Below are 21,193 nucleotides of genomic sequence, written 5' to 3' on the forward strand. Positions count from 1 at the left end.
ATGCTGGTATTGTCTCGGACGGTCGCCGTCCGGACAGTTTGAAAGGCCGCTTGTCGGTAATGCGCAACAGTTGCGTTTTACCTCACAACACCCAAGTCAAACGCGATGCGCCACGCGCAGCAGTTTGTCCCGGTGTTCTTAATTTGAACGGAATTTGCTCATGACTCTAGTTCCACCCTTGATGACGCTCGACGCGCTGGCAGTCGGCCAGAGCGGCACGGTGTTGCATATCACGCCCCACGCGGCAGGACAGACGGAAGATGGCGTCGACCTCGCCCGCCGCTTGATGGAGCTGGGATTCGTTCCCGGCGAACGCATCCGCATGCTCAAGCGCGGCATACCCGGCGGCGATCCGCTGGCCATCAAGGTCGGCAATGCCACGTTCGCGTTGCGCCGCTTCGAAGCGGCGCTGATCACGATTCAACCGCTGCTTCAACCGGAATAACCATGGGTGCTGTCGAAACGATCACCGATGCGGGCGTGCACAAGCCGCCGCATCAGCCACAAATTGCCTTGCTGGGCAATCCGAACTGCGGCAAGACCGCCCTGTTCAACCGTTTGACGGGCGCGCGCCAGAAAGTGGCGAACTACGCCGGCGTGACCATCGAGCGCAAGGAAGGCCATTTCACGTCGCCCGCCGGCACGCCCGTGCGCCTGCTCGATCTGCCGGGCGCCTACAGCCTGTCGGCCACCACGCCCGATGAAGCCATCACGCGCGACGTGGTGGGCGGCATGCGCCGCGGCGAGCCGCGCCCGGACGCCATCATCTGCGTCGTTGACGCCACCAATTTACGCCTGAACCTGCGCCTGGTGCTGGAAGTCAAACGCCTGGGCTTGCCCATGCTGCTGGCGCTGAACATGACGGACGTGGCGCGCAAGCGCGGCATGCTGATCGACACGGCCAGGCTGTCGCAGGAACTGGGCATGCCCGTGGTGGAAACGGTCGCGGTGCAGCACGACGGCGAAAAAGCCCTGTTGAACGCCATTGATGCCATGCTGCCCCTGCCGGTCGTGGAAGCGAAACCGCTGGCGGCCATCGATGCCGTCACGGTCGAAGAAACCCAGCGCGAAGTGCGCCGCATCCTGGCCGCCGTCAGCAATGACAGCAGCGATACGGGCAACCTGACGGAAAAAATCGACGACGTGGTGCTGCACCCCGTGTTCGGCCCCCTCATCCTGGCCGTGCTGATGTTCCTGATCTTCCAGGCCGTGTTTGCCTGGGCCGCCACGCCGATGGAAATGATCACCGATGGCGTGGGCCACCTGGGTGCCGTGCTGACGGCGAACATGCCCGATGGCCACCTGAAGAGCTTGCTGGTGGAAGGCATCATCGGCGGCGTCGGCAGCGTGCTGGTCTTCCTGCCGCAAATCCTGATCCTGTTCTTCTTTATCCTGAGCCTGGAAGACTGCGGCTATCTGCCGCGCGCGGCCTTTTTGCTGGACCGCCTGATGGGCGGCGTGGGCCTGTCGGGCCGCGCCTTCATCCCGCTGCTGTCGAGCTTTGCCTGCGCCATCCCCGGCGTGATGGCGGCGCGCACCATCCAGAACCCGCGCGACCGCCTGGTCACCATCATGATCGCGCCGCTGATGACGTGTTCGGCGCGTTTGCCCGTGTATGCGCTGATCATCGCCGCCTTCATCCCGCAACGCGAAGTGTGGGGCTATCTGAGCCTGCAAGGCCTGGTGCTGTTCGTGCTGTACTTCGCCGGCATTATCTCGGCCATGGCCGTAGCCTGGGTCATGAAGCGCGGCATGGGCGTGCGCGGCAACCAGCCGCTGATGCTGGAACTGCCGGCCTACCACTGGCCGCACCTGCGCAACCTGGCCGTCAGCCTGTGGGAGCGCGCGAAGATCTTCCTCACGCGCGTCGGTACCATCATCCTGAGCCTGATGATCATCCTGTGGTTCCTCAGCACCTTCCCCGGCCCGCCGGACAACGCGATCCATCCGCCGATCTATTACAGCCTGGCCGGCATCCTGGGCCGCGGCCTGGAAGTGATCTTCGCGCCCATCGGTTTCAACTGGCAGATCTGCATCGCGCTGGTGCCCGGCATGGCGGCGCGTGAAGTGGCCGTCGGCGCCCTGGGCACCGTGTATGCGCTGTCGCAAACGGGCGACGCGCTGGCCACCACGCTCGAGCCGCTGATCGCCCATTCATGGTCGATGGCCACCGCGCTGTCCTTGCTGGCCTGGTATGTGTTCGCGCCGCAGTGCCTGTCGACCCTCTCCGTGGTGAAGCGCGAGACGGGCGGCTGGCGCTATCCGCTGCTGATGGCCGGCTACATGTTCGCGCTGGCGTATGCCGCCTCGTTCATCACGTATCGCGTCGCCCTGATGCTGGGCGCTTAGGAGAAAACCATGTGGCAAACCCTCATCGTCGCCCTGATTGTCGCAGCCGCGCTGCTGCATTTCTCGACCAAGTACCTGCCGGCGGGCGTGCGCCGCGCCATCGTGCGTGGCCTGGTGCGCTGCGGCCTCGACGAGGCCAAGCTGTCGACCTTCTTCAAGGTGGCGCCCGGTTGCGGCAGCGGCTGCGGTTCCTGCGGCTCCTGCGACAGCCCGCCGCCGCCGTCCGCCACGCCGCCGGCCGACGGCAGCAGCAAGCGCGTGATCCTGATGCAGGTACAGCGCAAGATCTGATGTACGTCTAGGCGCGGGCGCGCCCGTGGGCTACACTGGGCTTTCCACATGGCAAGGAGTGGCAATGGCGATACTGTTGATCTTCATGTTTTTGTTTGCGATCGCCACCTGGCTGCTGGCCAGCCGGCGTGGGCGCAATGGCGGCATCTGGTTCGGCATCGGCCTGTTTCTCGGGCCGTTCGCCTTGCTGGCGGTGGCGGCCCTGCCGCCCGTGTCGCCGATTTCGCGGCCCTGAACGAAAAAACCCGCGGAAGCGGGTTTTTTTACGCCGGTACTACGCCTACGCCTTGCCGGCCAGCTTGTCGACCACCGGCACCAGCGCGGCCGGGCGGCAGCCGAAGGCGGCCAGGCGGCCTTGCGCGTGGGGCGCCAGGTCCAGGTCATACGGCAAACGGCCCGCCACCAGCCACAGTTTATCCTGCGGCAGGGCCTCGACCAGGCGGCGCTGGCCGTCGACGAACATGGCGTTATACGTTTGCAGCACGATCTGCTGCGCGCCTTGCGCAAAGGCGATGGCCTCGTCGACTTCGTCGTCCAGCGCTTCGGCCGACAAGGCGTACTCGCGCACGTCCAGGCCCGCTTCGAGCAGCGCCGGCAGCATCGAGCTGCGCGCTTCCTTGTTGCGCCCGAGCGCCACTTCGTCGATTTCGCTGCGCGAACGCACTTCCACCGTCAGCAGGGTCACGGGCAGGCTCGCGTCGAGCGCGCGGTACTCGCCCTGCACGCGCAAGGCGGCCTTTTGCAGCAGCTGCGACAGGGCCATGGCAGCCGGCTGCATCAGCGCTGGCGGGGCGACGGGGCGGTTGCGCCAGTCGCGCACGGCGCGGTTGCGTTTGAGTTCAGCCACGCGCGCACAAGCGGCGTCGATGCGCGAGAGCGCAATATCGCCGCGCTCCACGGCGGCGATGACGGCCTCGATGGCCGCCGTCTGCTGCGCTTCGCGGTGCGAGATGAGGACGATGTCGGCGCCCGCCTGCAAGGTGGTGATGGCGCCCTGGGAGATGCCGATGCCGTCGGCGATGGCCGCCATTTCCAGGCAGTCGGTAATGACCACGCCCTGGTATTGCATTTCACCGCGCAGCAGGTCCGTCAGCACGCCTTTCGACAGGGTGGCCGGCACGCTGGTGTCGGCTTCGAAGGCGGGGAAGACCACGTGCGCCGTCATGATGGCGTCGACGCCGCCGGCAATGGCCGCGCGGAACGGCGCCAGTTCCACGGCGCGCAGGCGTTCCTTGTCGTGCGGCACCAGGGCCATAGCGTAATGCGTGTCGATGGCCGTGTCGCCGTGGCCGGGGAAGTGCTTGGCCGTGACGGCCATGCCGCTGGCGCGCTGGCCGCGCATGGCGGCCATGCCGTAATCGATGACGGTGGCGGCATCCTCGCCATACGCGCGCACGCCGATGACGGGGTTGTTGCGGTTGTTGTTCACGTCCAGCACGGGCGCGAGCAGCAGGTTGATGCCCACCTGGCGCATTTCATCGCCGCTGATCTGGTTCATGCGCTCGCAATCTTCCACCGAGCCGGCCGCCTGGAAGGCCATCGCCGCGGGAATCGGCGTCACGCCCTGCTCGATGCGCATGACCATGCCGCCTTCCTGATCGATGGAGATCAGCAGTGGAATGTCGGATACTTCCGCATTGATTTCCTGCAGTTCGCGGCACAGCGCCGACACTTGCGCAGGCGTGTGCACATTGCGGCGGAACAGGATCACGCCGCCCACCTTCTTTTCGCGTATCAAGGTCTTGATATGCTCGTCCGCCTGCAGGGCGTCGAAGCCCACCATGAACAACTGTCCTACTTTTTCGCGCAAACCCTGCTCCATGCTGCAACTCCTCCGGTATTGATTGTGACGACGACATACGTATTCTGGCACCGTGGTGGCGCATCGTGGCGGTCACCGGAAAAGCTGCCTGCGTTTTGTACTTGTTTTGGTATTGTATTGGATTTGGATATTTGCGCAAGTGGTTATTAAGTGGTATTGCTCCACTTGCGCAAACGCCGTCTCAATCGAGGCGCTGGAACGACGCCGATTGCGCCTTGGGCCAGTACAGGCCGAACACGGGTGGCAACTGCGGCAGCTGGCTCGGGTCGAGCAACTGGCCCGCTTCCAGGAAGGGCAGCAGGGCCGAGGCCAGTTTCACCTGGTTCGGCGAGATACGCCGCACCAGGTGGTGCGGGCGCAGTTCCTGCGGATGCGCCAGGCCGGCGGCGGCGATCAGTTCTGCCAGCGCCTTCATGGTGTTCTGGTGGAAGTGCGCCACGCGGGCGATCTTGTCGGACACCACCAGCGCGCGCTGGCGCTGCGGGTCTTGCGTGGCCACGCCCGTGGGGCAGCGGTCCGTGTGGCAGCTTTGCGACTGGATGCAGCCCAGCGCGAACATGAAGCCGCGCGCCGAATTGCACCAGTCGGCGCCCAGCGCCAGCAGGCGGGCGATGTCGAAGGCCGTGATGATCTTGCCCGAGCAGCCGATCTTGATCTTCGCGCGCAGGTTGGCGCCCACCAGAGTGTTATGCACCAGCACCAGCGCTTCCTGCAGCGGCGTGCCCACATGGTCCGTAAATTCCAGCGGTGCCGCGCCCGTGCCGCCTTCGCTGCCGTCGACGACGATGAAGTCGGGCGTGATGCCCGTTTCCAGCATGGCTTTCACGATGGCGAAAAACTCCCACGGATGGCCGATGGCCAGCTTGAAGCCCGTCGGCTTGCCGCCCGACAGGGTGCGCAGGCGGTCGATGAAGTGCAGCATTTCCAGCGGCGTGGAAAAGGCGCTGTGCGCCGCCGGCGAGACGCAATCCTCGCCCACCATCACGCCGCGCGTGGTGGCGATTTCGATGGTGACTTTCGGGCCGGGCAGCACGCCGCCGTGGCCGGGTTTCGCGCCCTGCGACATTTTCAGCTCGATCATTTTGACCTGCTCCGAGCTGGCGTTGGCGATGAAGCGCTCTTCCGAAAACGTGCCGTCCTGGTTGCGGCAGCCGAAATAGCCGGAGCCGATTTCCCACACCAGGTCGCCGCCGTTTTCGCGGTGATAGGGGCTGATGCTGCCTTCGCCCGTGTCGTGCATGAAGCCGCCGCTGCGCGCGCCGCCGTTCAGGGCCAGGATGGCGTTGGCCGACAGGGCGCCAAAGCTCATCGCCGAGATATTGAAGACGCTGGCCGAATACGGCTTGGCGCGCGGGCAGTCCGGGTGGTTGCCGATCTCGATGCGGAAGTCGTGGCCCGTCACCTTGGCGGGGGCGATGGAATGGTTGATCCATTCATAGCCCGCCTCATACACGTCGAGCTGGGTGCCGAACGGGCGCTTGTCCGTCTGCTCCTTGGCGCGCTGGTAGACGATGCTGCGCTGGCTGCGCGAAAACGGCGTCGCCTCGCTGTCGCTTTCCAGGAAATACTGGCGGATTTCGGGGCGGATGCTCTCAAAAAAGAAGCGGAAATGCGCGAGGATGGGGTAGTTGCGGCGCAGGGCGCGCCTGGTCTGCAGCAGGTCGCTGATGCCGACCAGGGTCAAGGCACCGGCCAGCACGGGCAGCCAGTAATGATCGTAGTAAAACAGGGACAGGACAAAGATGGCGGCCGTCACAATGAAGGTCAGGTAGCGAAATGGTACTAGATGCATGGGCACTCCTGTGAAGTCAGACTGATATTGCCGAGTCTACCTTCGATTTGCGCAACGTGCTGGTGGGAAAGAACGCGGCGCCCGGAGGCGCCGCTTGAGGTGCTTAGCGCTGTGCTGCTCGAATGCGTGCGATGCGTTCAGTGCTGGCCGGATGGCTCGACAAGTACGGCGTGCCCTGGTCCAGCTTGCCCAGGGCGACAAACACTTGCGCCAGGTGTTCCAGCGCGATGCCGTTCTGGCGCAGCATGGCGATCGCGTAGTCGTCCGCCTCGCGCTCGACATCGCGCGAATACTTCAAGTCCAGCAGCAGCGGCGGCAAGGTCGCCACCACGGTCGACACGTCGCCAAACAGCAGCGCCGCGCCGGCGCCCACGGCCGACGTCTGGATCAGGCGCCGCGTCAGGTGGCGCTGCTGCAGATGGCCCAGTTCATGCGCCAGCACACCCATGATGGCGGCGTCGTCCGGCATCAGTGCCACCATTTCATCGGTCAGCACGATGTCGCCGGAAGGCAGGGCAAACGCGTTCGGACCGATCTTGCTTTTGCGGAACACGATGCGGTGCTCGGGCGTGCTGTCGCCAGGCGTGGCCAGACGCGCGAACTGGCTGCGCAAGGCTTGCTGGCGCGCACCGTCGAGTTTGCTCGCTTCAAACACGTGGCTGTCGAGGAAATCGAGCACGCCCTGGCCCAGCTGCCGCTCGACGGACTGGGGAATCGCATACGCGACCCCCTTCGCCACCACGGGCAGCAGGTATTGATAGCTGAGCCATAGGGCCAGCACGGTGGCGACCGTGGCCAGCAGGGCGCCGCGCCAGCTTTGCTGCAGCCGCACCACCCAGCCGTCGCGGTGGCCCGTGTCATGCAGCATGGTGTTGAAGGCCGCCTGGTCGGCGATCTCCAGGTAGGCGCCGTCGGGAAAGCTGACCTTGCGCACGGCGTGGCTGCTGCGTTCGGATACGTGCAGCTCGCCCAGCGGGCAGCTGCGCTCGATATCGCCGGCCAGCACGGCCACGCCATCGCGCACGGACAGCGTCACGTGGTACAGGCGCGAGGTCTGGCCGTCGAAATAGCGACCAGCCAGGGGAGCGTGGCTTTCTTGCGTGTTGGCATCCATGCTTACATCGACAGGTCGAAGTCCAGCAGGTCGACCATGCCTTCGCCCGTGGCCGATACCTGCTCTCCGGTGGCGGCGACAAAGGCGTCCAGGCTGCCGTGCACCAGCATCGACGTCGCTTCCAGGCGGTACTTCAGCCAGCGCACGTGGGCGAATGGCGAAAACAGGCCCAGGGTGACGACGATACCGAGCAGGTTGGTCAGCATGATGAAGGTGGTGCGGCCCCAGGTCAGCTGCGACTGGAACTGGTGCTGCTGCAAGCGCGTGTGGTTCCAGATCAGGTTCTGGATCATGGTCAGGAACAGCGGCAGCACGATAAACGCCCACGCATACAGGGCGGCCACGGCGCCAAAGATGCTGCCGGCCTTGGTGGCGTCATTGGCACTGGTGGCGAAGGCGGCGAAGACGCTGGCGAAGACGACAAAGATCAGCACCAGGAAACCGGCCAGCAGCAGGGCGAAGAACAGCAAATAGGTTTTGTAGAAGCTGCCAACCGTGGCGTCGAAGCTGAAATGACTGCTGCCGAAGCGGCTCTGCGTGTGCTGGAAGCGCTTCAGGCGCTGGTGCAGGAACGGCGTCATCAGGCCAGCCGTGAAGGTGTTCAGGATGGGCAGCCACAGGAAGTATTTGTAGGCTTCCCTGGCGCTGCCGTCAAAGCCGAAGCGGATGCCGCGGTAGCTGGTGTTGTACAGCTTGAATTGCAGGCTTTTCCAGACCAGCCATGGCAGCACGGCCATCATCAGAACGAGCATGATCAGGCCGACGACGGGCGAGATCTGGAAGGCGATGTTGTAGCCGCCGATCAATACCACGGCCGCGATGCGGCCTTTCAGGATGGCCACGGCATTGCCATGGTATTCGAAGCTGCTGCCGGCCAGGTGGGTGCTGGAATAGAAATAGCGGTTGCGGCGCACCTTGGCCCAGGCGGAATAAATGCCCAGAGTGACGATGCTCAGCAGCAGGTTGACGATCCAGATACGGAAGTATTCGCTGCCGGTGGCGCTGAAGGTGAGGGCTTCTTGCCTGGGAGGTGTGTTGTTTGTGTCGAAATCCACAGGGGTTTCCTTACTTATTGGAAACAAAACAAGATAAGGCAAGATTGAAAAGTTATCAATTGAAAATGCTGTTTTTGGCAATTTCTTTTGGTGTGCCGCCCCTGCCGCCGCGATTTTCCCGTCCCGGCTATACTGGAACCCAACCATCGCCTAACGGGAAACACCATGATCGTCGTCCACCATCTGAACAATTCGCGCTCGCAGCGCGTGCTCTGGCTGCTCGAGGAGCTGGGCCTGGAATATGAGATCAAGCGCTACCAGCGCGACCCGAAAACCATGCTGGCACCCGCTTCGCTGAAAGCCGTCCATCCGCTGGGCAAGTCGCCGGTGATCACGGATGGCGCCAACACCATCGCCGAATCGGGCGCCATCATCGACTACCTGGTCGAGCGCTACGGCAATGGCCGTTTGATCCCGGCGGCAGGCACGCCGGAGAAGCTGCGCTGGACCTACTGGCTGCACTTCGCGGAAGGCTCGGCCATGCCGCCGCTGCTGCTGAAGCTGGTGTTCGACAAGGTCGAATCGTCGCCCATGCCGTTTTTCGTCAAACCGATCGCGCGCGGCATCGCCGGCAAGGTCAAGAACAGCTTCATCCTGCCGAATATCCACAGCCAGCTGGCCTATATGGAAGCGGAACTGGAGAACACCAAATGGTTTGCCGGCAATGAATTCACGGCGGCCGACATCCAGATGAGCTTTCCGCTGGAAGCGGCCGCCATGCGCGGCGGACTCGACGAGCGCCTGCCGAAGCTGACGGCGTTCCTGCAGCGCATCCACGCGCGGCCGGCCTACCAGCGCGCGCTGGAAAAAGGCGGGCCCTACGATTTCGCCAAATAAGGGGCATTCAAGGGCTATGTGCGGGGAACCATACGGTAAAATGGCCGATTCAACCAGTATCCACTTACCGCATGGCCAGACTCCTCGCTATCGACGGCTTGAATATCGTACGCCGCGTCTACGAAGCCAGTCCTGAACCCGATTCCGACCTGAAGGCGGAGATCGCGCTGCGCCACGCGCTGTCGTCGTTCCGCACGCTCATCAACGACCACGAGCCGACGCACATCCTGCCGGCCTTCGACTTTGGCGGCCCGACCTGGCGCCACGCCCTGTATGCCGGTTACCGCGAGGGGCGCCAGCCCATGCCGCAGGTGCTGCGCGACGCCTTGCCCGGCTTTTACGCCACCCTGGCCAGCTTCGGCATGCACGTGGTGAGCATTCCCGAGGTCGAGGCCGACGACGTGATCGGCACGGCCGTCATGCGCTGGCTGCACGAGGGGCGCGGCGCGGCCGTTATCGCCACCACCGACAAGGATTTACATGGCCTGATCGCCCACGGCGCGCTGGTGTGGGACCATTTCAAGGGCATCTGGCACGACCGCGCCTGGGTCGAGAAAAAGTTCGGCGTGCCGCCGGAACTGCTGCCCGACTTGCTGGCGCTGATGGGTGACGTCACCGACAGCATCCCCGGTGTGTCGAAGATCGGCCTGAAAACGGGCGCGAAACTGTTGCGCGGTTACGGCAATATCGACGCCGTGATGGCCGGCGCGGGGATTTTGCCCGGTGCGCTGGGCGAAAGCCTGCGAAAAGAGCGGGAAATACTGTATCTTTCAAGAAAGTTAGTTGCGCTCAAAACGGATGTCACGTTGGGCGTGACCTGGAACAAGCTCGTGTGGGAAAAATAGAGCCAGGCAAGAACAATCAAGCAAGGGAAGTAATCATGATGTTAAAAACAGTCCTGATCGATAGCAGCGCCGTGGCGCGCGGCCTGCTGAACACGGTCCTGACCGATGGCGGCTACGATGTCTGCGGGCAGACGCATACCAGCGCGCTGGGACTGGCGCTGCTGGTCAAGCACCACCCGCATTTCGTCTGCATCGCGCGCGAGCAGGTGGAAGACGGGACGAATGTGGTGCAAACCATTCGCGCCGAGTACCCGAAGACGCTCATTTTCATGGTCTCGGGCGGCATCGACGCCGCCTCGCTGCAGGCGGCGCATGCCATGGGCGTGTCGGGCTTCATCGTCAAGCCCTTCATGGCCGACACGGTCCTGAAAACCGTGCGCAACACGGTCATTGCCATGGTACGCAAGCAGCAGCAGGCGCTGGCCGCTGCTCAGAAGGACGCCTGATTAAATCTACTGCGCGTCGCGATTTGCGGCCGGCGATGCTCACTGGCTCGGCGCCCCCGTACTAAAGTACAGCTGCGCTTCTCGGGCCAACGGGGGCGCCGAGCCTCACTGCCGCTCGCTACGATTTTCTCAGGCGTTGATACTGAACTTTACGCATACAATTATTACAGCACCCCGGTTGAACTGGCGATAATCCCGCCCCCCAGGCACACGTCGCCGTCGTACAGCACGGCCGACTGGCCCGGCGTGACTGCCCATTGTGCCTGGTCAAACGCCAGGCTGAAGTGTTCATTTCCCTCCGGCAGCAGCTGGCAAGCCACGTCGGCCTGGCGGTAGCGCGTCTTGGCGGACAGGGCGCCTGCCTGAGGCGCCACGCCCGCGACCCAGCTGGCCTGGTCCGCCGTCAAGGCGGGCGACAGCAGCCACGGATGGTCATGGCCCTGCACCACCCACAGGGTGTTGTTGGCGATATCCTTGCGCGCCACATACCAGGCGTCGCTGCTGCCGTCGGCATTCTGGTACGACTTCACGCCGCCGATGCCGATGCCCTTGCGCTGGCCCAGCGTATAAAAACTCAGGCCCACGTGTTCGCCCACCGTCTTGCCGTCGGCCGTTTTCATCGGGCCCGGTTTGTAGGACAGGTAGCGGTTCAAAAATTCGCGGAACGGGCGCTCGCCGATAAAACAGATGCCCGTCGAATCCTTCTTCTGCGCGTTTGGCAGCGCCAGCTGTTCGGCGATCTGGCGCACTTGCGTCTTCGGGATTTCTCCGAGCGGAAACAGGGTTTTTGACAACTGCGCCTGGTTCAGCCGGTGCAGGAAGTAGCTTTGGTCCTTGCTGGCGTCGACGGCTTTCAGCAGTTCATAGCGTCCAGCATCCGTCGGCGCCTGGCGCACGCGCGCGTAGTGGCCGGTGGCGATCAGGTCGGCACCCAGGGTCATGGCGTGGTCGAGGAAGGCCTTGAACTTGATTTCGGCGTTGCACAGCACGTCCGGGTTCGGCGTGCGGCCGGCCTGGTATTCGCGTAAAAAATCGGCGAACACGCGGTCCTTGTATTCGGAGGCGAAATTGACGGCTTCGATATCGACGCCGATGACGTCGGCCACGCTGGCCGCGTCGATCCAGTCCTGGCGCGTGGAGCAGTATTCCGAATCGTCGTCATCTTCCCAGTTTTTCATGAACAGGCCGATGACTTCATAGCCTTGTTCCTTCAGCATCCATGCCGCGACCGAGGAATCGACCCCGCCGGACATGCCGATAACGACTTTCTTCTTGCTCATCTTGCTTTCCAGTTACTTTTAAATGATTGCTATGCGCTATTAAAAACGGACGCATGCGTGTGCAGCAGGGCCAGCGGCGCGCGCCGGCCAGCCAGGTATTCGTCCACGCACTGCAGCACCAGAGGGCTGCGGTGGCGCTCCTGGCATGCCGCCAGCTCGTCGCGCGTCATCCACAAGGTGCGGATGATGCCTTCGTCCAGCGGGCGGTCATGCTCGGCGCCGGCCGTGCCGCAAAAGGTGAAGCGCAAATAGGTCACGTCCTCGCCCGTGCGCAATGACTGATAGCGCGACATGTACATGCCGACCAGTGCCGTGGGGATGAAATCGTAGGCCGCTTCTTCCAGCGTTTCGCGGATCACCGCCTGTTCCAGCGACTCGAACGGGTCGAGATGACCGGCCGGCTGGTTGAGCTTGATGCCTTCGCTGGTTTCTTCTTCAATCAGTAAAAACAGGCCGTCGCGCTCGACGATGGCGGCAACGGTGACAGAGGGTTTCCAGATTCTCGGCATGATTCCATCCTTGAAAGAGCCGACATTTTATCTTGTTCTGCGCGCGCGGTTTGAACCCGGCCTTCTGTTGCGCGGACATATTGATAAATGACAACGTTTTAGCAAATAGCGGTGGGAGGTACTTACGTCTTTCCCGGGGCGCGCACTAGCATGGGGGCTTAGTCGGCAAGATGGCAGGAAACGCCCGCTAATATAGGCTTTCCCTGTGGTCAAAACAAGCGCGCACGCAAGCTCGACTGTGGTGAGATTGACACACATTTCCACAATATGGTCGCCGCGCCGCATGGTGAAACGAATCGGGGGATGCTGATGAAATTAGTGTCGTACAACTAGAAGTTGCTGGTTCACAAACGTTTAACGCGCTGCTTTCCGTGTTAGATTCTAGTCAGTTTATCAATTAGCGGAGGCATCATGAGGATAGGCATACCGGCCGAAACACGGCCTGGTGAAACGCGGGTGGCAGCCACGCCCGAGACAGTCAAGAAGCTGGCAGCCAAGCATCAGATCATCGTGCAGGCGGGAGCGGGCTTGCAAGCGTCGATTCCCGACGAGGCGTATGCCGCCGTCGGCGCGCAGATCGGCACCGCCCAGGAGGCCTATGGCTGCGCCATCGTGCTCAAGGTGCGCGCACCGGACGCCGGGGAACGGGCCCTGATGGCCAGCGGCACGGTGCTGATCGGCATGTTGAACCCGTTTGACGCCGACAATATCGCCGCCATGGCCACGGCCGGCCTGTCCGCCTTCGCGCTGGAAGCCGTGCCGCGCATCACGCGCGCGCAGTCGATGGACGTGCTGTCGTCGCAGGCGAATATCGCCGGCTACAAGGCGGTGCTGGTGGCGGCCAATACCTACCAGCGCTTCATGCCCATGCTGATGACGGCGGCCGGCACCGTCAAGGCGGCCCGCGTGCTGATCATGGGCGTGGGCGTGGCCGGCTTGCAGGCGATCGCCACGGCCAAGCGCCTGGGCGCCGTCATCGAGGCGTCCGACGTGCGCCCGCCCGTCAAGGAACAAGTGGAGTCGCTGGGCGCGAAATTCCTCGACGTGCCTTTCCTCACGGACGAAGAAAAGGAAATCGCCAAGGGCTCGGGCGGCTATGCGCGCGCCATGCCGGCCGACTGGATGCGCCGCCAGGCCGAACTGGTGCATGAACGGGCGAAACTGGCCGACATCATCATCACCACGGCATTGATCCCCGGCCGCGCCGCGCCCGTGCTGATCTCCGAAGAAACGGTGAAGGCCATGAAGCCCGGCTCCGTCATCGTCGACCTGGCCGTCGAGCAGGGCGGCAACTGCCCCCTGTCAGAACTGGGCAAGACGGTCATCAAGCACGGTGTCTACATCGTGGGCGAGCCGAACCTGGCGACCCTGGTGGCGGCCGATGCCTCGGCCCTGTATGCGCGCAACGTGCTGGACTTCTTAAAACTCATCATCGACAAGGACGATCAATTGCTGATCGACCGCGAGGATGAAATCATCAAGGCCAGCCTGGTTTGTGCGGACAGCGCGATCTTGCGTAAATAAGTTACGAAAATAATGCGGCACAGGGAGAGAACTACATCATGGAAATCAGTCACACCATCACCAACCTGATCATCTTCGTGCTGGCCATCTATGTCGGCTACCACGTCGTCTGGACCGTCACGCCAGCGCTGCATACGCCGCTGATGGCCGTCACCAATGCCATTTCCGCCATCATCATCGTCGGCGCCATGCTGGCGGCCGGCCTGACGCAAGGCCCGCTGGCGCAGGCGGCCGGCACCCTGGCCGTGGCGCTGGCCGCCGTCAACGTGTTTGGCGGCTTCCTCGTCACGCAGCGCATGCTCGAGATGTTCCGTAAAAAAGAACCGAAGGCCAAGCAAGGAGCAAAAGAATGAGTCACGCCATGAGCTTCGTCACCATGAATCTGGTGACGATGATGTACCTGATCGCCTCGGTGTGCTTCATCCAGGCCTTGAAAGGGCTGTCGTCGCCCTCGACGGCGCGCCGCGGCAATGCCTTCGGCATGAGCGGCATGGCCATTGCGGCCGTCACGACCGTGGCGCTGATCCTGAAACTGAAGGAGCAGCAAACGGGCGGCATGGGCCTGACCCTCGTCATCATCGGCATCGTCACGGGCGGCGCCATCGGCGCCTACCTGGCAAAAACCGTGGAAATGACGAAGATGCCGGAACTGGTGGCGGCCATGCACTCGCTGATCGGCCTGGCGGCCGTCTGCATCGCCGTGGCGGCCGTGTCCGAGCCGTGGGCCTTCAACATCGCCCAGCAAGGCCAGGCGCTGCCTATCGGTAACCGTTTCGAGCTGTTCATCGGTACCTTTGTCGGCGCCATCACGTTCTCCGGTTCGGTGATCGCCTTCGGCAAGCTGTCGGGCAAATACAAGTTCCGCCTGTTCCAGGGCGCACCCGTCAGCTTCAAGGGCCAGCACATGCTCAACCTGGTGCTGGCGCTGGTGATGGTCGGCCTGGGCCTGGCGTTCTGTTTCGCCGACGCGGTGGAGCCAGCCTGGACGCCATTCGTCATCATGACCCTCATCGCCTTTGCGCTGGGCGTGCTGATCATCATTCCCATCGGCGGCGCCGATATGCCGGTGGTGGTTTCCATGCTCAACAGTTACTCCGGCTGGGCCGCGGCCGGCATCGGTTTTTCGCTGAATAACTCGATGCTGATCATCGCGGGGTCCTTGGTCGGTTCTTCCGGCGCGATCCTGTCGTACATCATGTGCAAGGCCATGAACCGCTCGTTTTTCAACGTCATCCTCGGTGGCTTCGGCGGCGCTGCGCCGGCGGCAGGCGTGGCCGGCGCGCAGGAACAGCGTCCCGTGAAATCGGGTTCGGCCGACGACGCCGCCTTCATCATGAGCAATGCGGAAACCGTCATCATCGTGCCCGGTTACGGCCTGGCCGTGGCGCGCGCGCAGCACTCGCTCAAGGAACTGGTGGAAAAGCTCACGCACAAGGGCATCACCGTCAAGTATGCGATCCACCCGGTGGCAGGGCGCATGCCGGGCCACATGAACGTGCTGCTGGCCGAGGCGGAAGTACCATATGACCAGGTCTTCGAGATGGAAGACATCAACGGCGAATTCGGCCAGACGGACGTGGTGCTGGTGCTGGGCGCGAACGACGTGGTCAACCCGGCGGCGAAAGATCCGACATCGCCGATCGCCGGCATGCCGATCCTGGAAGCCTACAAGGCCAAGAGCATCATCGTCAACAAGCGCTCGATGGCTTCCGGCTATGCGGGCCTGGACAATGAATTGTTCTACCAGCCGAACACGATGATGGTGTTTGGCGACGCCAAGAAGGTGATCGAGGATATGCTGAAAGCGATCGAATAAATGCCGCTTGCGGCGACCGGACGGCCCGCCTTGCGCGGGCCGTTTTTATTGGCCGGCCGCTGCCGCGACGACTTTATTGCGACCCTGATGCTTGGCCGCGTACAGGGCCTTGTCGGCATCCGATATGGCCGCGTCCAGGCTGGCGCCTTGCACCAGCGACGCCACGCCGATGCTGATGGTGACGTGCAAGGGGCTGCCGTCGGGCAGCACGGTGACCGCCGCCGCCACGGCTGCGCGGATGCGTTCCGCCACCTGGTAGGCCTGCTGCACGCTGGCGTCGGGGAAGAGCAGGCCGAATTCCTCGCCACCGAGGCGCGCCGCCACGTCGGTGATGCGTCCCGTGTCGCGCAGCGCCTGCGCCACCGTGCGCAGCACGGCGTCGCCCACGGCATGGCCGTAGCGGTCGTTGATCTTTTTAAAGTGGTCGAGGTCGGCCACGCCCACGCTCAGGGCGGCGCCGCTGCGCGCCGCGCGCGCCATCGCCTGCTCGGCCTGCGCTTCATAGGCGCGCCGGTTGGGCAGCGACGTCAGCGCATCGTACAGCGCCTGCTGTTCCAGTTGCGCCAGCAGGCTGGCGTTTTTTTCCGCCAGTTCGCGCCGTTCGCGCACATCGAGCAAGAAGGCGCCGAAATAGCGCACGCCGTCGACCACGCCCAGGTCCAGCGCCTTCATTTCGATGGGGATCATTTGCGCGTCGCGGTGGCGAATGGCAAATTCGCGTATCTTGCCCAGCACGCTGGAGCTGCGTGAGCTGCGGATGTAGTTGAGCACGAGGTTGTCGTGCTGCGCGCCGACGGCGTCGGGCAGCAGGCCGTTCAGGGTCTGGCCCAGCAATTCTCCGCTGGCATAGCCCGACAGCGCCTGCATGGCGCCATTGATATAGCGGATGCGGCATTGCTCGTCGATGATGATGACGGCGTCGAGGGCATCTTCCAGCAGACGGAAAAAAAGTACTTCGGGAAGAGCGGCAGGCGGTGCTGCGGGCAAAGCATCTGTCATGGAACGGTCGCCGAAAGCCAGGTGACAGTCATTGTCGCATCCGCAGGCGGTTTACTCCATGCCGGAGATGCTCGCTGTTTCTTTTTCGCCCGTTGCAGGATGGTAGCGGTTCAGCGGCGGCCGTACATCATCAGCTGGGCCAGACTTTTGCGCGCCGGCGGGAAGGCGTCCAGCAAGCCCAGCGACAGTCCCAGCAAGCCTTGCGTGGGCGCGCTGCCCGTGAAGATGCGCGCCATGGTGTCGGTGACGCGCACGGTCAGCCCCCGGTCAGCCTGGCGCAGGCTGGCGTAGCGTTCCAGCCCGGCCGGGCTGCTGTCCTGCGCCAGTACGCGGGCCAGCACGGCGGCATCGCGCAAGCCCAGGTTCAGGCCTTGCCCTGCCACCGGGTGCAGGGTTTGCGCGGCATTGCCGATGGCGACCGTGCGCGCCGTGCCGCCCGCCTGCGCGTTCAGGCCCAGCGGATAGGCCAGGCGCGCCGTCGTCTGGGTAAAGCGTCCCAGGCGGCTGCCGAAGGCGGCGCCCAGGCGCGCCAGGAAGGCCGCGTCGTCCAGAGCCAGCAATTGTTCGGCGCGCGTCGGCGGCACGCACCATACCAGCGCGTAGCCGTCGTCCTGCGGCAGCAGGGCCAGCGGGCCTTCGTCGGTGAAACGTTCATAGGCGCGGTGGGCGATGGGAGCGCTGCTACGCACATGAGCGATGATGGCGCTTTGGCCATAATCGCGGCTGACGGCGCGCTCCGGCTGCTGGCCGAACAGGCCGCCCTCGGCCTGCACCAGCAGGCTGGCGCGCAAGCTCGATGCGGCGCCCGCCTGGTCGATTTGCACGGACACGCCATCGCCGTCCTCGCCGCTGCCCGTCACCAGCGCCGGGCGCAGGCTGGCCACGCCCAGGCGCTCGCACACGTCGGCCAGCGCGCTGACGACGGCGCCGTAACGGGCCACATAACCGAGCGCCTCGACGCCATGCTCGCTGCGGTCCATCAGGCTGCGCCCGAACTGGCCGCGGCGCGAAACGTGAATCTGATGAATCGGGGTCGCTGCCACGGGCCAGGCGCCCGCTTCCTCGAGAATCTGGCGGCTGCCGTGCGACAGGGCGATGGTGCGCGGGTCGCGCCTGGCTTGTTCGAGCGACTTGGCGTCGAGCAGGGCGATGCCGGCGGCGCGGCTGCCCCGCTGCACCAGCAGGGCGGCCAGCGCCATGCCGACGGGGCCGGCGCCGCAGATGGCGAGATCGAAAGTGGACGGTGTATGCATGCGGCGGCGTTAATCCTGTGACATCAGTTGTTCGATTTCAGCGACGCTCTTGGGCGCCGTGCTGAAGACTTCATGGCCTTGCGGCGTGACCAGCACATCGTCTTCGATGCGGATGCCGGTATGCCAGAACTGCTCCGGCACGCCCGCGCCGGGGCGCACATAGATGCCCGGTTCCACCGTCAGCACCATGCCCGGTGCCAAAGCGCGCCACGGCTTGCCGGGCGCGCCCGTGTCGCGGTAGGCGCCCACGTCGTGCACGTCCATGCCCAGCCAGTGGCTGGTGCCGTGCATGTAGAAGGGCATATAGGCCTTGTCGGCGACGACGTCCTGCACGCTGCCGCTTTTCTGCCGATCCAGCAAACCCAGGTCCAGCATGCCTTGCGCCAGCACCTGCACGGCCGCTTCGTGGATGGCGCTGTGCGGCAAGCCGGGGCGCAGCATGTCCAGCGCTGCCTGCTGCGCGGCCAGCACCAGTTCATACAGCACCCGCTGCGGGCCGCTGAAGCGGCCGTTGACAGGATACGTGCGCGTGATGTCGGAGGCGTAGCCATCGAGTTCGCAGCCGGCGTCAATCAGCACCAGTTCGCCGTCCTGTAATACCGCGTTGTTGGCGCTGTAATGCAGGATGCAGGCGTTGCCGCCGCTGGCGACGATGGAGGAATACGCGGGAAACTGCGCGCCGCTGCGGCGAAATTCGTACAGCAGCTCCGCTTCCAGCGCGTATTCATGCATGCCGGGCCGCGTGGCGCGCATGGCGCGCACATGGGCCGCGCTGGAAATGGCGGCCGCGCGGCGCATCAGGTTTTGTTCTTCCGTGTCTTTCAGCAGGCGCATGGCGTCGAGCATGTCATTGATGTCATGCGCGATGGCGGGCGCCGTGACGCCGCTGCGGGCCTTTTGCCGTACGTTGTGCCGCCAGAGCTTGACCTGCGCATCGAGGCTGCCGCCCAGCGCATAGTAAATGGCAGGAGCGTCGGCCAGCAGGCGCGTCATCTCCACGTCGAGTTCCTCGATGGGGAAGGCGCTGTCAAAACCGAAGCTGGCGCGCGCCGCCTCGGGGCCATGCCGGAAGCCGTCCCAGATTTCGCGCTCGGTGTTCTTGGCGCGGCAAAACAGGATGGCGCGCGCCGGCGCCGTGGCGCTGGCGGCCACCAGCGCCACGGCGCTGTCGGGTTCCGTGAAACCGCTGAGGTAGTAAAAATAGCTGTCGTGGCGATACGGATAATCGCAATCGCTGTTGCGCGGCACTTCCGGCGCCGTGGCGAGGATGGCCACGCTACCCGGCAGCATCTGCGCCAGCAGCGCCGCGCGCCGCGCCGCGTAATTGGCCATCATGTTGCGCTGGCCTTGGCCGTGACGCCGTTGAGGGCGTCGAGCTGAGCCGGCGTGCCCACATTCGTCCATTCACCCGGATAGACTTCGCCGCCCACGCGGCCCTGGTCCGCGTAGCTGCGCAGCAGGTCGCCCAGTCTGGCGTGGCTGCCCGGCGTGATGCCGTCGAACATCTCGGGACGGTACACGCCGATATTGGCGAAGGTCCACTTGGTGTCGTCCGTATTGTTGATCGCGAACAAGGTCAGGCCGAAGTCGCCATTCGGATGGAAGTCGGGATTGGGCACCAGGTACGTCCAGGCGATGTCGCGCTGGTCGGCCGGGTACGGCGTGCCCAGCACATCCTTGTCGGCCAGCACGTCGAGTACTTGCTTGAAGTCAAAGTAGGGGCAATAGATGTCGCCGGAAATGGCGAGAAACGGTTCCTCGCCCAGCAAGTGGCGCGCCTGCGCGATGCCGCCCGCCGTTTCCAGCGGCGTGGTCTCGGGCGAATACGCGATGCGCGCGCCATACGCGCTGCCGTCGCCCAGGGTTTCCTCGATCAGGTGGCCCAGGTGGGAATGGTTGATGACGATGTCCGTGATGCCGGCGCGCACCAGGTTCAGCACATGCCAGACGATCAGCGGGCGGCCGCGCACTTTCAGCAGCGGTTTGGGACAGGTATCGGTAAGCGGACGCATCCGTTCACCGCGGCCTGCGGCAAAGATCATGGCTTTCATGGTGGAACTCGTTTTCTGTGCAATAAGTGAAAGGTGGTGCCGGGGCCCCACAGCGGACGGATCAGGTGCGCTGATTAAAACGTGTAGCCGACTTGCGGGACCTTGTTTTCCAATGCATCGAGCAAACGCACCAGCGGCTTGAGTTCCGTGTAGCGGTTGGCGGTCTTGCGCACGTAGTCGAGCACGGTTGGCAGGTCGCCCATGTACAGATCCTTGCCATCGCGGTAATTCAGGCGCGCGAACAGGCCGAGGATTTTCAGGTGGCGCTGCAGGGCCGTGAATTCGAAATCGCGGTAGAAGGCGTCGATGTCGGGATTGACTGGCAAGCCCAGTTGCTTGGCGCGCTGCCAGTAGCGGATCACCCAGTCGAGCACCAGTTCTTCATCCCACTGGATGTAGGCGTCGCGCAGCAGCGAGGCGATGTCATAGGTGACGGGACCGAAAACGGCGTCCTGGAAATCGAGGATGCCGGGATTCGGGATCGAACCATCGTTGATGTGCATCAAATTGCGCGAATGGTAGTCGCGGTGCATGAATACTTGTTGTTGCGACAAAATATTTGCGGCGATGGCTTCGAAGACCTTGTCCAGCTGGGCTTGTTGCACATCCGTCAAGGTGGCGCCCAGATGCTTGCCGATGAACCATTCCGGGAACAGATGCATTTCGCGCAGGATGAAGGCACGGTCGAACTCGGGCAAGACGTCCGGTTGGCTGGCCAGCTGGATTTTCATCAACGATTCCAGTGCTTCGGCATACAGCACGCTGGCATTGTCGTGGTTCAATGCGTCGAGGTAGGTGGTCGTGCCCAGGTCGGAGAGCAGCAGGAAGCCGTTGTCCAGGTCTTGCGCGATGATCTCGGGCACGGACACGCCGGCACCTTTCAGCAAGCCGGCCACCTTGACAAAGGCGGGCACGTTTTCGCGCTCGGGCGGCGCATCCATGGCAATCAGTGTATTTCCTGGCAATGTTGTATTGCCTGGCAGCATATCGAGACGGTAGTAGCGGCGGAAGCTGGCATCGCTGGAAGCGGGGCGGGCGGAATCGGGCGCGACGAGGTTAAGCGAGGTCAACCAGGCTTTCAACAGGGTCAGGCGAGCGTCGGCCTGGGCCGGCGCGGTGGAGGAATTGGAAGAGAATGACATTAAGCGGCCTGTGGAATCGGGTTGATGATGCAGATTCCCATATAATAAGGGATTCAAATCAAAAAATC

Annotated in this window: 21 protein-coding genes; 10 read left to right on the forward strand and 11 right to left on the reverse strand. The window is 63.7% G+C overall.

Annotated elements, in window-relative coordinates; genetic code table 11:
• Positions 1–160: 160 nt before the first annotated feature.
• The 4 genes from ACP7DW_RS00400 to ACP7DW_RS00415 all read left to right on the forward strand — a co-directional run bounded on the left by ACP7DW_RS00400 (position 161) and on the right by ACP7DW_RS00415 (position 2,875).
• Positions 161–445, forward strand: coding sequence for a FeoA family protein (locus tag ACP7DW_RS00400; RefSeq protein WP_131688439.1), 285 nt, complete (start codon positions 161–163; stop codon positions 443–445).
• 2 nt (positions 446–447) lie between these two features.
• On the forward strand, positions 448–2,349 hold the full coding sequence (gene feoB / locus ACP7DW_RS00405; RefSeq protein WP_426053855.1) for a ferrous iron transporter B: 1,902 nt from the start codon (positions 448–450) through the stop codon (positions 2,347–2,349).
• A 9-nt stretch (positions 2,350–2,358) separates the two neighbouring features.
• The gene (locus ACP7DW_RS00410; RefSeq protein ID WP_426053854.1) at positions 2,359–2,640 is read left to right on the forward strand and encodes a DUF6587 family protein; all 282 of its coding nucleotides are present in this window, start codon (positions 2,359–2,361) and stop codon (positions 2,638–2,640) included.
• Positions 2,641–2,704: 64 nt separating this feature from the next.
• Positions 2,705–2,875, forward strand: coding sequence for a hypothetical protein (locus ACP7DW_RS00415; protein ID WP_426053853.1), 171 nt, complete (start codon positions 2,705–2,707; stop codon positions 2,873–2,875).
• 45 nt (positions 2,876–2,920) lie between these two features.
• Here ACP7DW_RS00415 and nagZ read toward each other — a convergent pair whose 3' ends face one another.
• The 4 genes from nagZ to ACP7DW_RS00435 all read right to left on the reverse strand — a co-directional run bounded on the left by nagZ (position 2,921) and on the right by ACP7DW_RS00435 (position 8,423).
• A complete protein-coding gene (gene nagZ / locus ACP7DW_RS00420; protein WP_426053852.1) occupies positions 2,921–4,462 on the reverse strand; it encodes a beta-N-acetylhexosaminidase in 1,542 nt (513 codons plus the stop codon).
• A 181-nt stretch (positions 4,463–4,643) separates the two neighbouring features.
• The gene (locus ACP7DW_RS00425) at positions 4,644–6,254 is read right to left on the reverse strand and encodes an FMN-binding glutamate synthase family protein (RefSeq protein WP_426053851.1); all 1,611 of its coding nucleotides are present in this window, start codon (positions 6,252–6,254) and stop codon (positions 4,644–4,646) included.
• 103 nt (positions 6,255–6,357) lie between these two features.
• Positions 6,358–7,368 (reverse strand): M48 family metallopeptidase, encoded by a 1,011-nt coding sequence (locus tag ACP7DW_RS00430; protein WP_426053850.1) that lies wholly within the window; start codon positions 7,366–7,368, stop codon positions 6,358–6,360.
• Positions 7,369–7,370: 2 nt separating this feature from the next.
• Complete coding sequence (locus ACP7DW_RS00435) at positions 7,371–8,423, reverse strand: YjgN family protein (RefSeq protein ID WP_426053849.1); 1,053 nt, start codon at positions 8,421–8,423, stop codon at positions 7,371–7,373.
• A 165-nt stretch (positions 8,424–8,588) separates the two neighbouring features.
• On the opposite strand from ACP7DW_RS00435, the gene ACP7DW_RS00440 reads away from it, so the two are divergent.
• The 3 genes from ACP7DW_RS00440 to ACP7DW_RS00450 all read left to right on the forward strand — a co-directional run bounded on the left by ACP7DW_RS00440 (position 8,589) and on the right by ACP7DW_RS00450 (position 10,551).
• Positions 8,589–9,260: a glutathione S-transferase gene (locus ACP7DW_RS00440; protein WP_426053848.1), complete on the forward strand. Its 672-nt coding sequence runs from the start codon at positions 8,589–8,591 to the stop codon at positions 9,258–9,260.
• 71 nt (positions 9,261–9,331) lie between these two features.
• Positions 9,332–10,105: a 5'-3' exonuclease gene (locus ACP7DW_RS00445; protein ID WP_071075219.1), complete on the forward strand. Its 774-nt coding sequence runs from the start codon at positions 9,332–9,334 to the stop codon at positions 10,103–10,105.
• Between the two features lie 38 nt (positions 10,106–10,143).
• Entirely contained in the window at positions 10,144–10,551 is a 408-nt protein-coding gene (locus ACP7DW_RS00450) for a response regulator (RefSeq protein WP_426053927.1), read from the forward strand.
• 164 nt (positions 10,552–10,715) lie between these two features.
• Here ACP7DW_RS00450 and mnmA read toward each other — a convergent pair whose 3' ends face one another.
• Together mnmA and ACP7DW_RS00460 are read right to left on the reverse strand one after the other, a co-directional pair.
• Positions 10,716–11,831, reverse strand: a complete 1,116-nt coding sequence (gene mnmA / locus ACP7DW_RS00455; protein ID WP_426053847.1) for a tRNA 2-thiouridine(34) synthase MnmA — start codon at positions 11,829–11,831, stop codon at positions 10,716–10,718.
• Positions 11,832–11,860: 29 nt separating this feature from the next.
• On the reverse strand, positions 11,861–12,340 hold the full coding sequence (locus tag ACP7DW_RS00460; protein WP_010401817.1) for an NUDIX hydrolase: 480 nt from the start codon (positions 12,338–12,340) through the stop codon (positions 11,861–11,863).
• 411 nt (positions 12,341–12,751) lie between these two features.
• On the opposite strand from ACP7DW_RS00460, the gene ACP7DW_RS00465 reads away from it, so the two are divergent.
• From ACP7DW_RS00465 to ACP7DW_RS00475, 3 genes are read left to right on the forward strand one after another with little or no spacing between them, the layout of a single operon-like run.
• Entirely contained in the window at positions 12,752–13,864 is a 1,113-nt protein-coding gene (locus tag ACP7DW_RS00465) for a Re/Si-specific NAD(P)(+) transhydrogenase subunit alpha (protein ID WP_426053846.1), read from the forward strand.
• Positions 13,865–13,902: 38 nt separating this feature from the next.
• Positions 13,903–14,217, forward strand: a complete 315-nt coding sequence (locus tag ACP7DW_RS00470) for an NAD(P) transhydrogenase subunit alpha (RefSeq protein ID WP_035822749.1) — start codon at positions 13,903–13,905, stop codon at positions 14,215–14,217.
• 8 nt (positions 14,218–14,225) lie between these two features.
• Positions 14,226–15,680 (forward strand): NAD(P)(+) transhydrogenase (Re/Si-specific) subunit beta, encoded by a 1,455-nt coding sequence (locus tag ACP7DW_RS00475; RefSeq protein ID WP_099761898.1) that lies wholly within the window; start codon positions 14,226–14,228, stop codon positions 15,678–15,680.
• Between the two features lie 45 nt (positions 15,681–15,725).
• On the opposite strand, the gene ACP7DW_RS00480 is transcribed toward ACP7DW_RS00475, so the two are convergent.
• The 5 genes from ACP7DW_RS00480 to ACP7DW_RS00500 all read right to left on the reverse strand — a co-directional run bounded on the left by ACP7DW_RS00480 (position 15,726) and on the right by ACP7DW_RS00500 (position 21,125).
• Positions 15,726–16,679 (reverse strand): GGDEF domain-containing protein, encoded by a 954-nt coding sequence (locus ACP7DW_RS00480; RefSeq protein WP_426053845.1) that lies wholly within the window; start codon positions 16,677–16,679, stop codon positions 15,726–15,728.
• Between the two features lie 110 nt (positions 16,680–16,789).
• Positions 16,790–17,932 carry a UbiH/UbiF/VisC/COQ6 family ubiquinone biosynthesis hydroxylase gene (locus ACP7DW_RS00485; RefSeq protein ID WP_426053844.1) on the reverse strand — a complete coding sequence of 381 codons (1,143 nt, stop codon included), beginning with the start codon at positions 17,930–17,932 and terminating at the stop codon, positions 16,790–16,792.
• Positions 17,933–17,941: 9 nt separating this feature from the next.
• A complete protein-coding gene (gene pepP, locus ACP7DW_RS00490; RefSeq protein WP_426053926.1) occupies positions 17,942–19,264 on the reverse strand; it encodes a Xaa-Pro aminopeptidase in 1,323 nt (440 codons plus the stop codon).
• Positions 19,264–19,983, reverse strand: coding sequence for an N-acetylmuramate alpha-1-phosphate uridylyltransferase MurU (murU, locus tag ACP7DW_RS00495; protein WP_426053843.1), 720 nt, complete (start codon positions 19,981–19,983; stop codon positions 19,264–19,266). Before murU ends, pepP begins: the two co-directional genes overlap by 1 nt.
• A gap of 74 nt (positions 19,984–20,057) precedes the next feature.
• The gene (locus ACP7DW_RS00500) at positions 20,058–21,125 is read right to left on the reverse strand and encodes an aminoglycoside phosphotransferase family protein (protein WP_426053842.1); all 1,068 of its coding nucleotides are present in this window, start codon (positions 21,123–21,125) and stop codon (positions 20,058–20,060) included.
• Positions 21,126–21,193: the final 68 nt, after the last annotated feature.

This window comes from Janthinobacterium sp. PSRC1-1 (genome assembly GCF_049897525.1).
GTDB classification, from domain to species: domain Bacteria; phylum Pseudomonadota; class Gammaproteobacteria; order Burkholderiales; family Burkholderiaceae_D; genus Janthinobacterium; species Janthinobacterium tructae.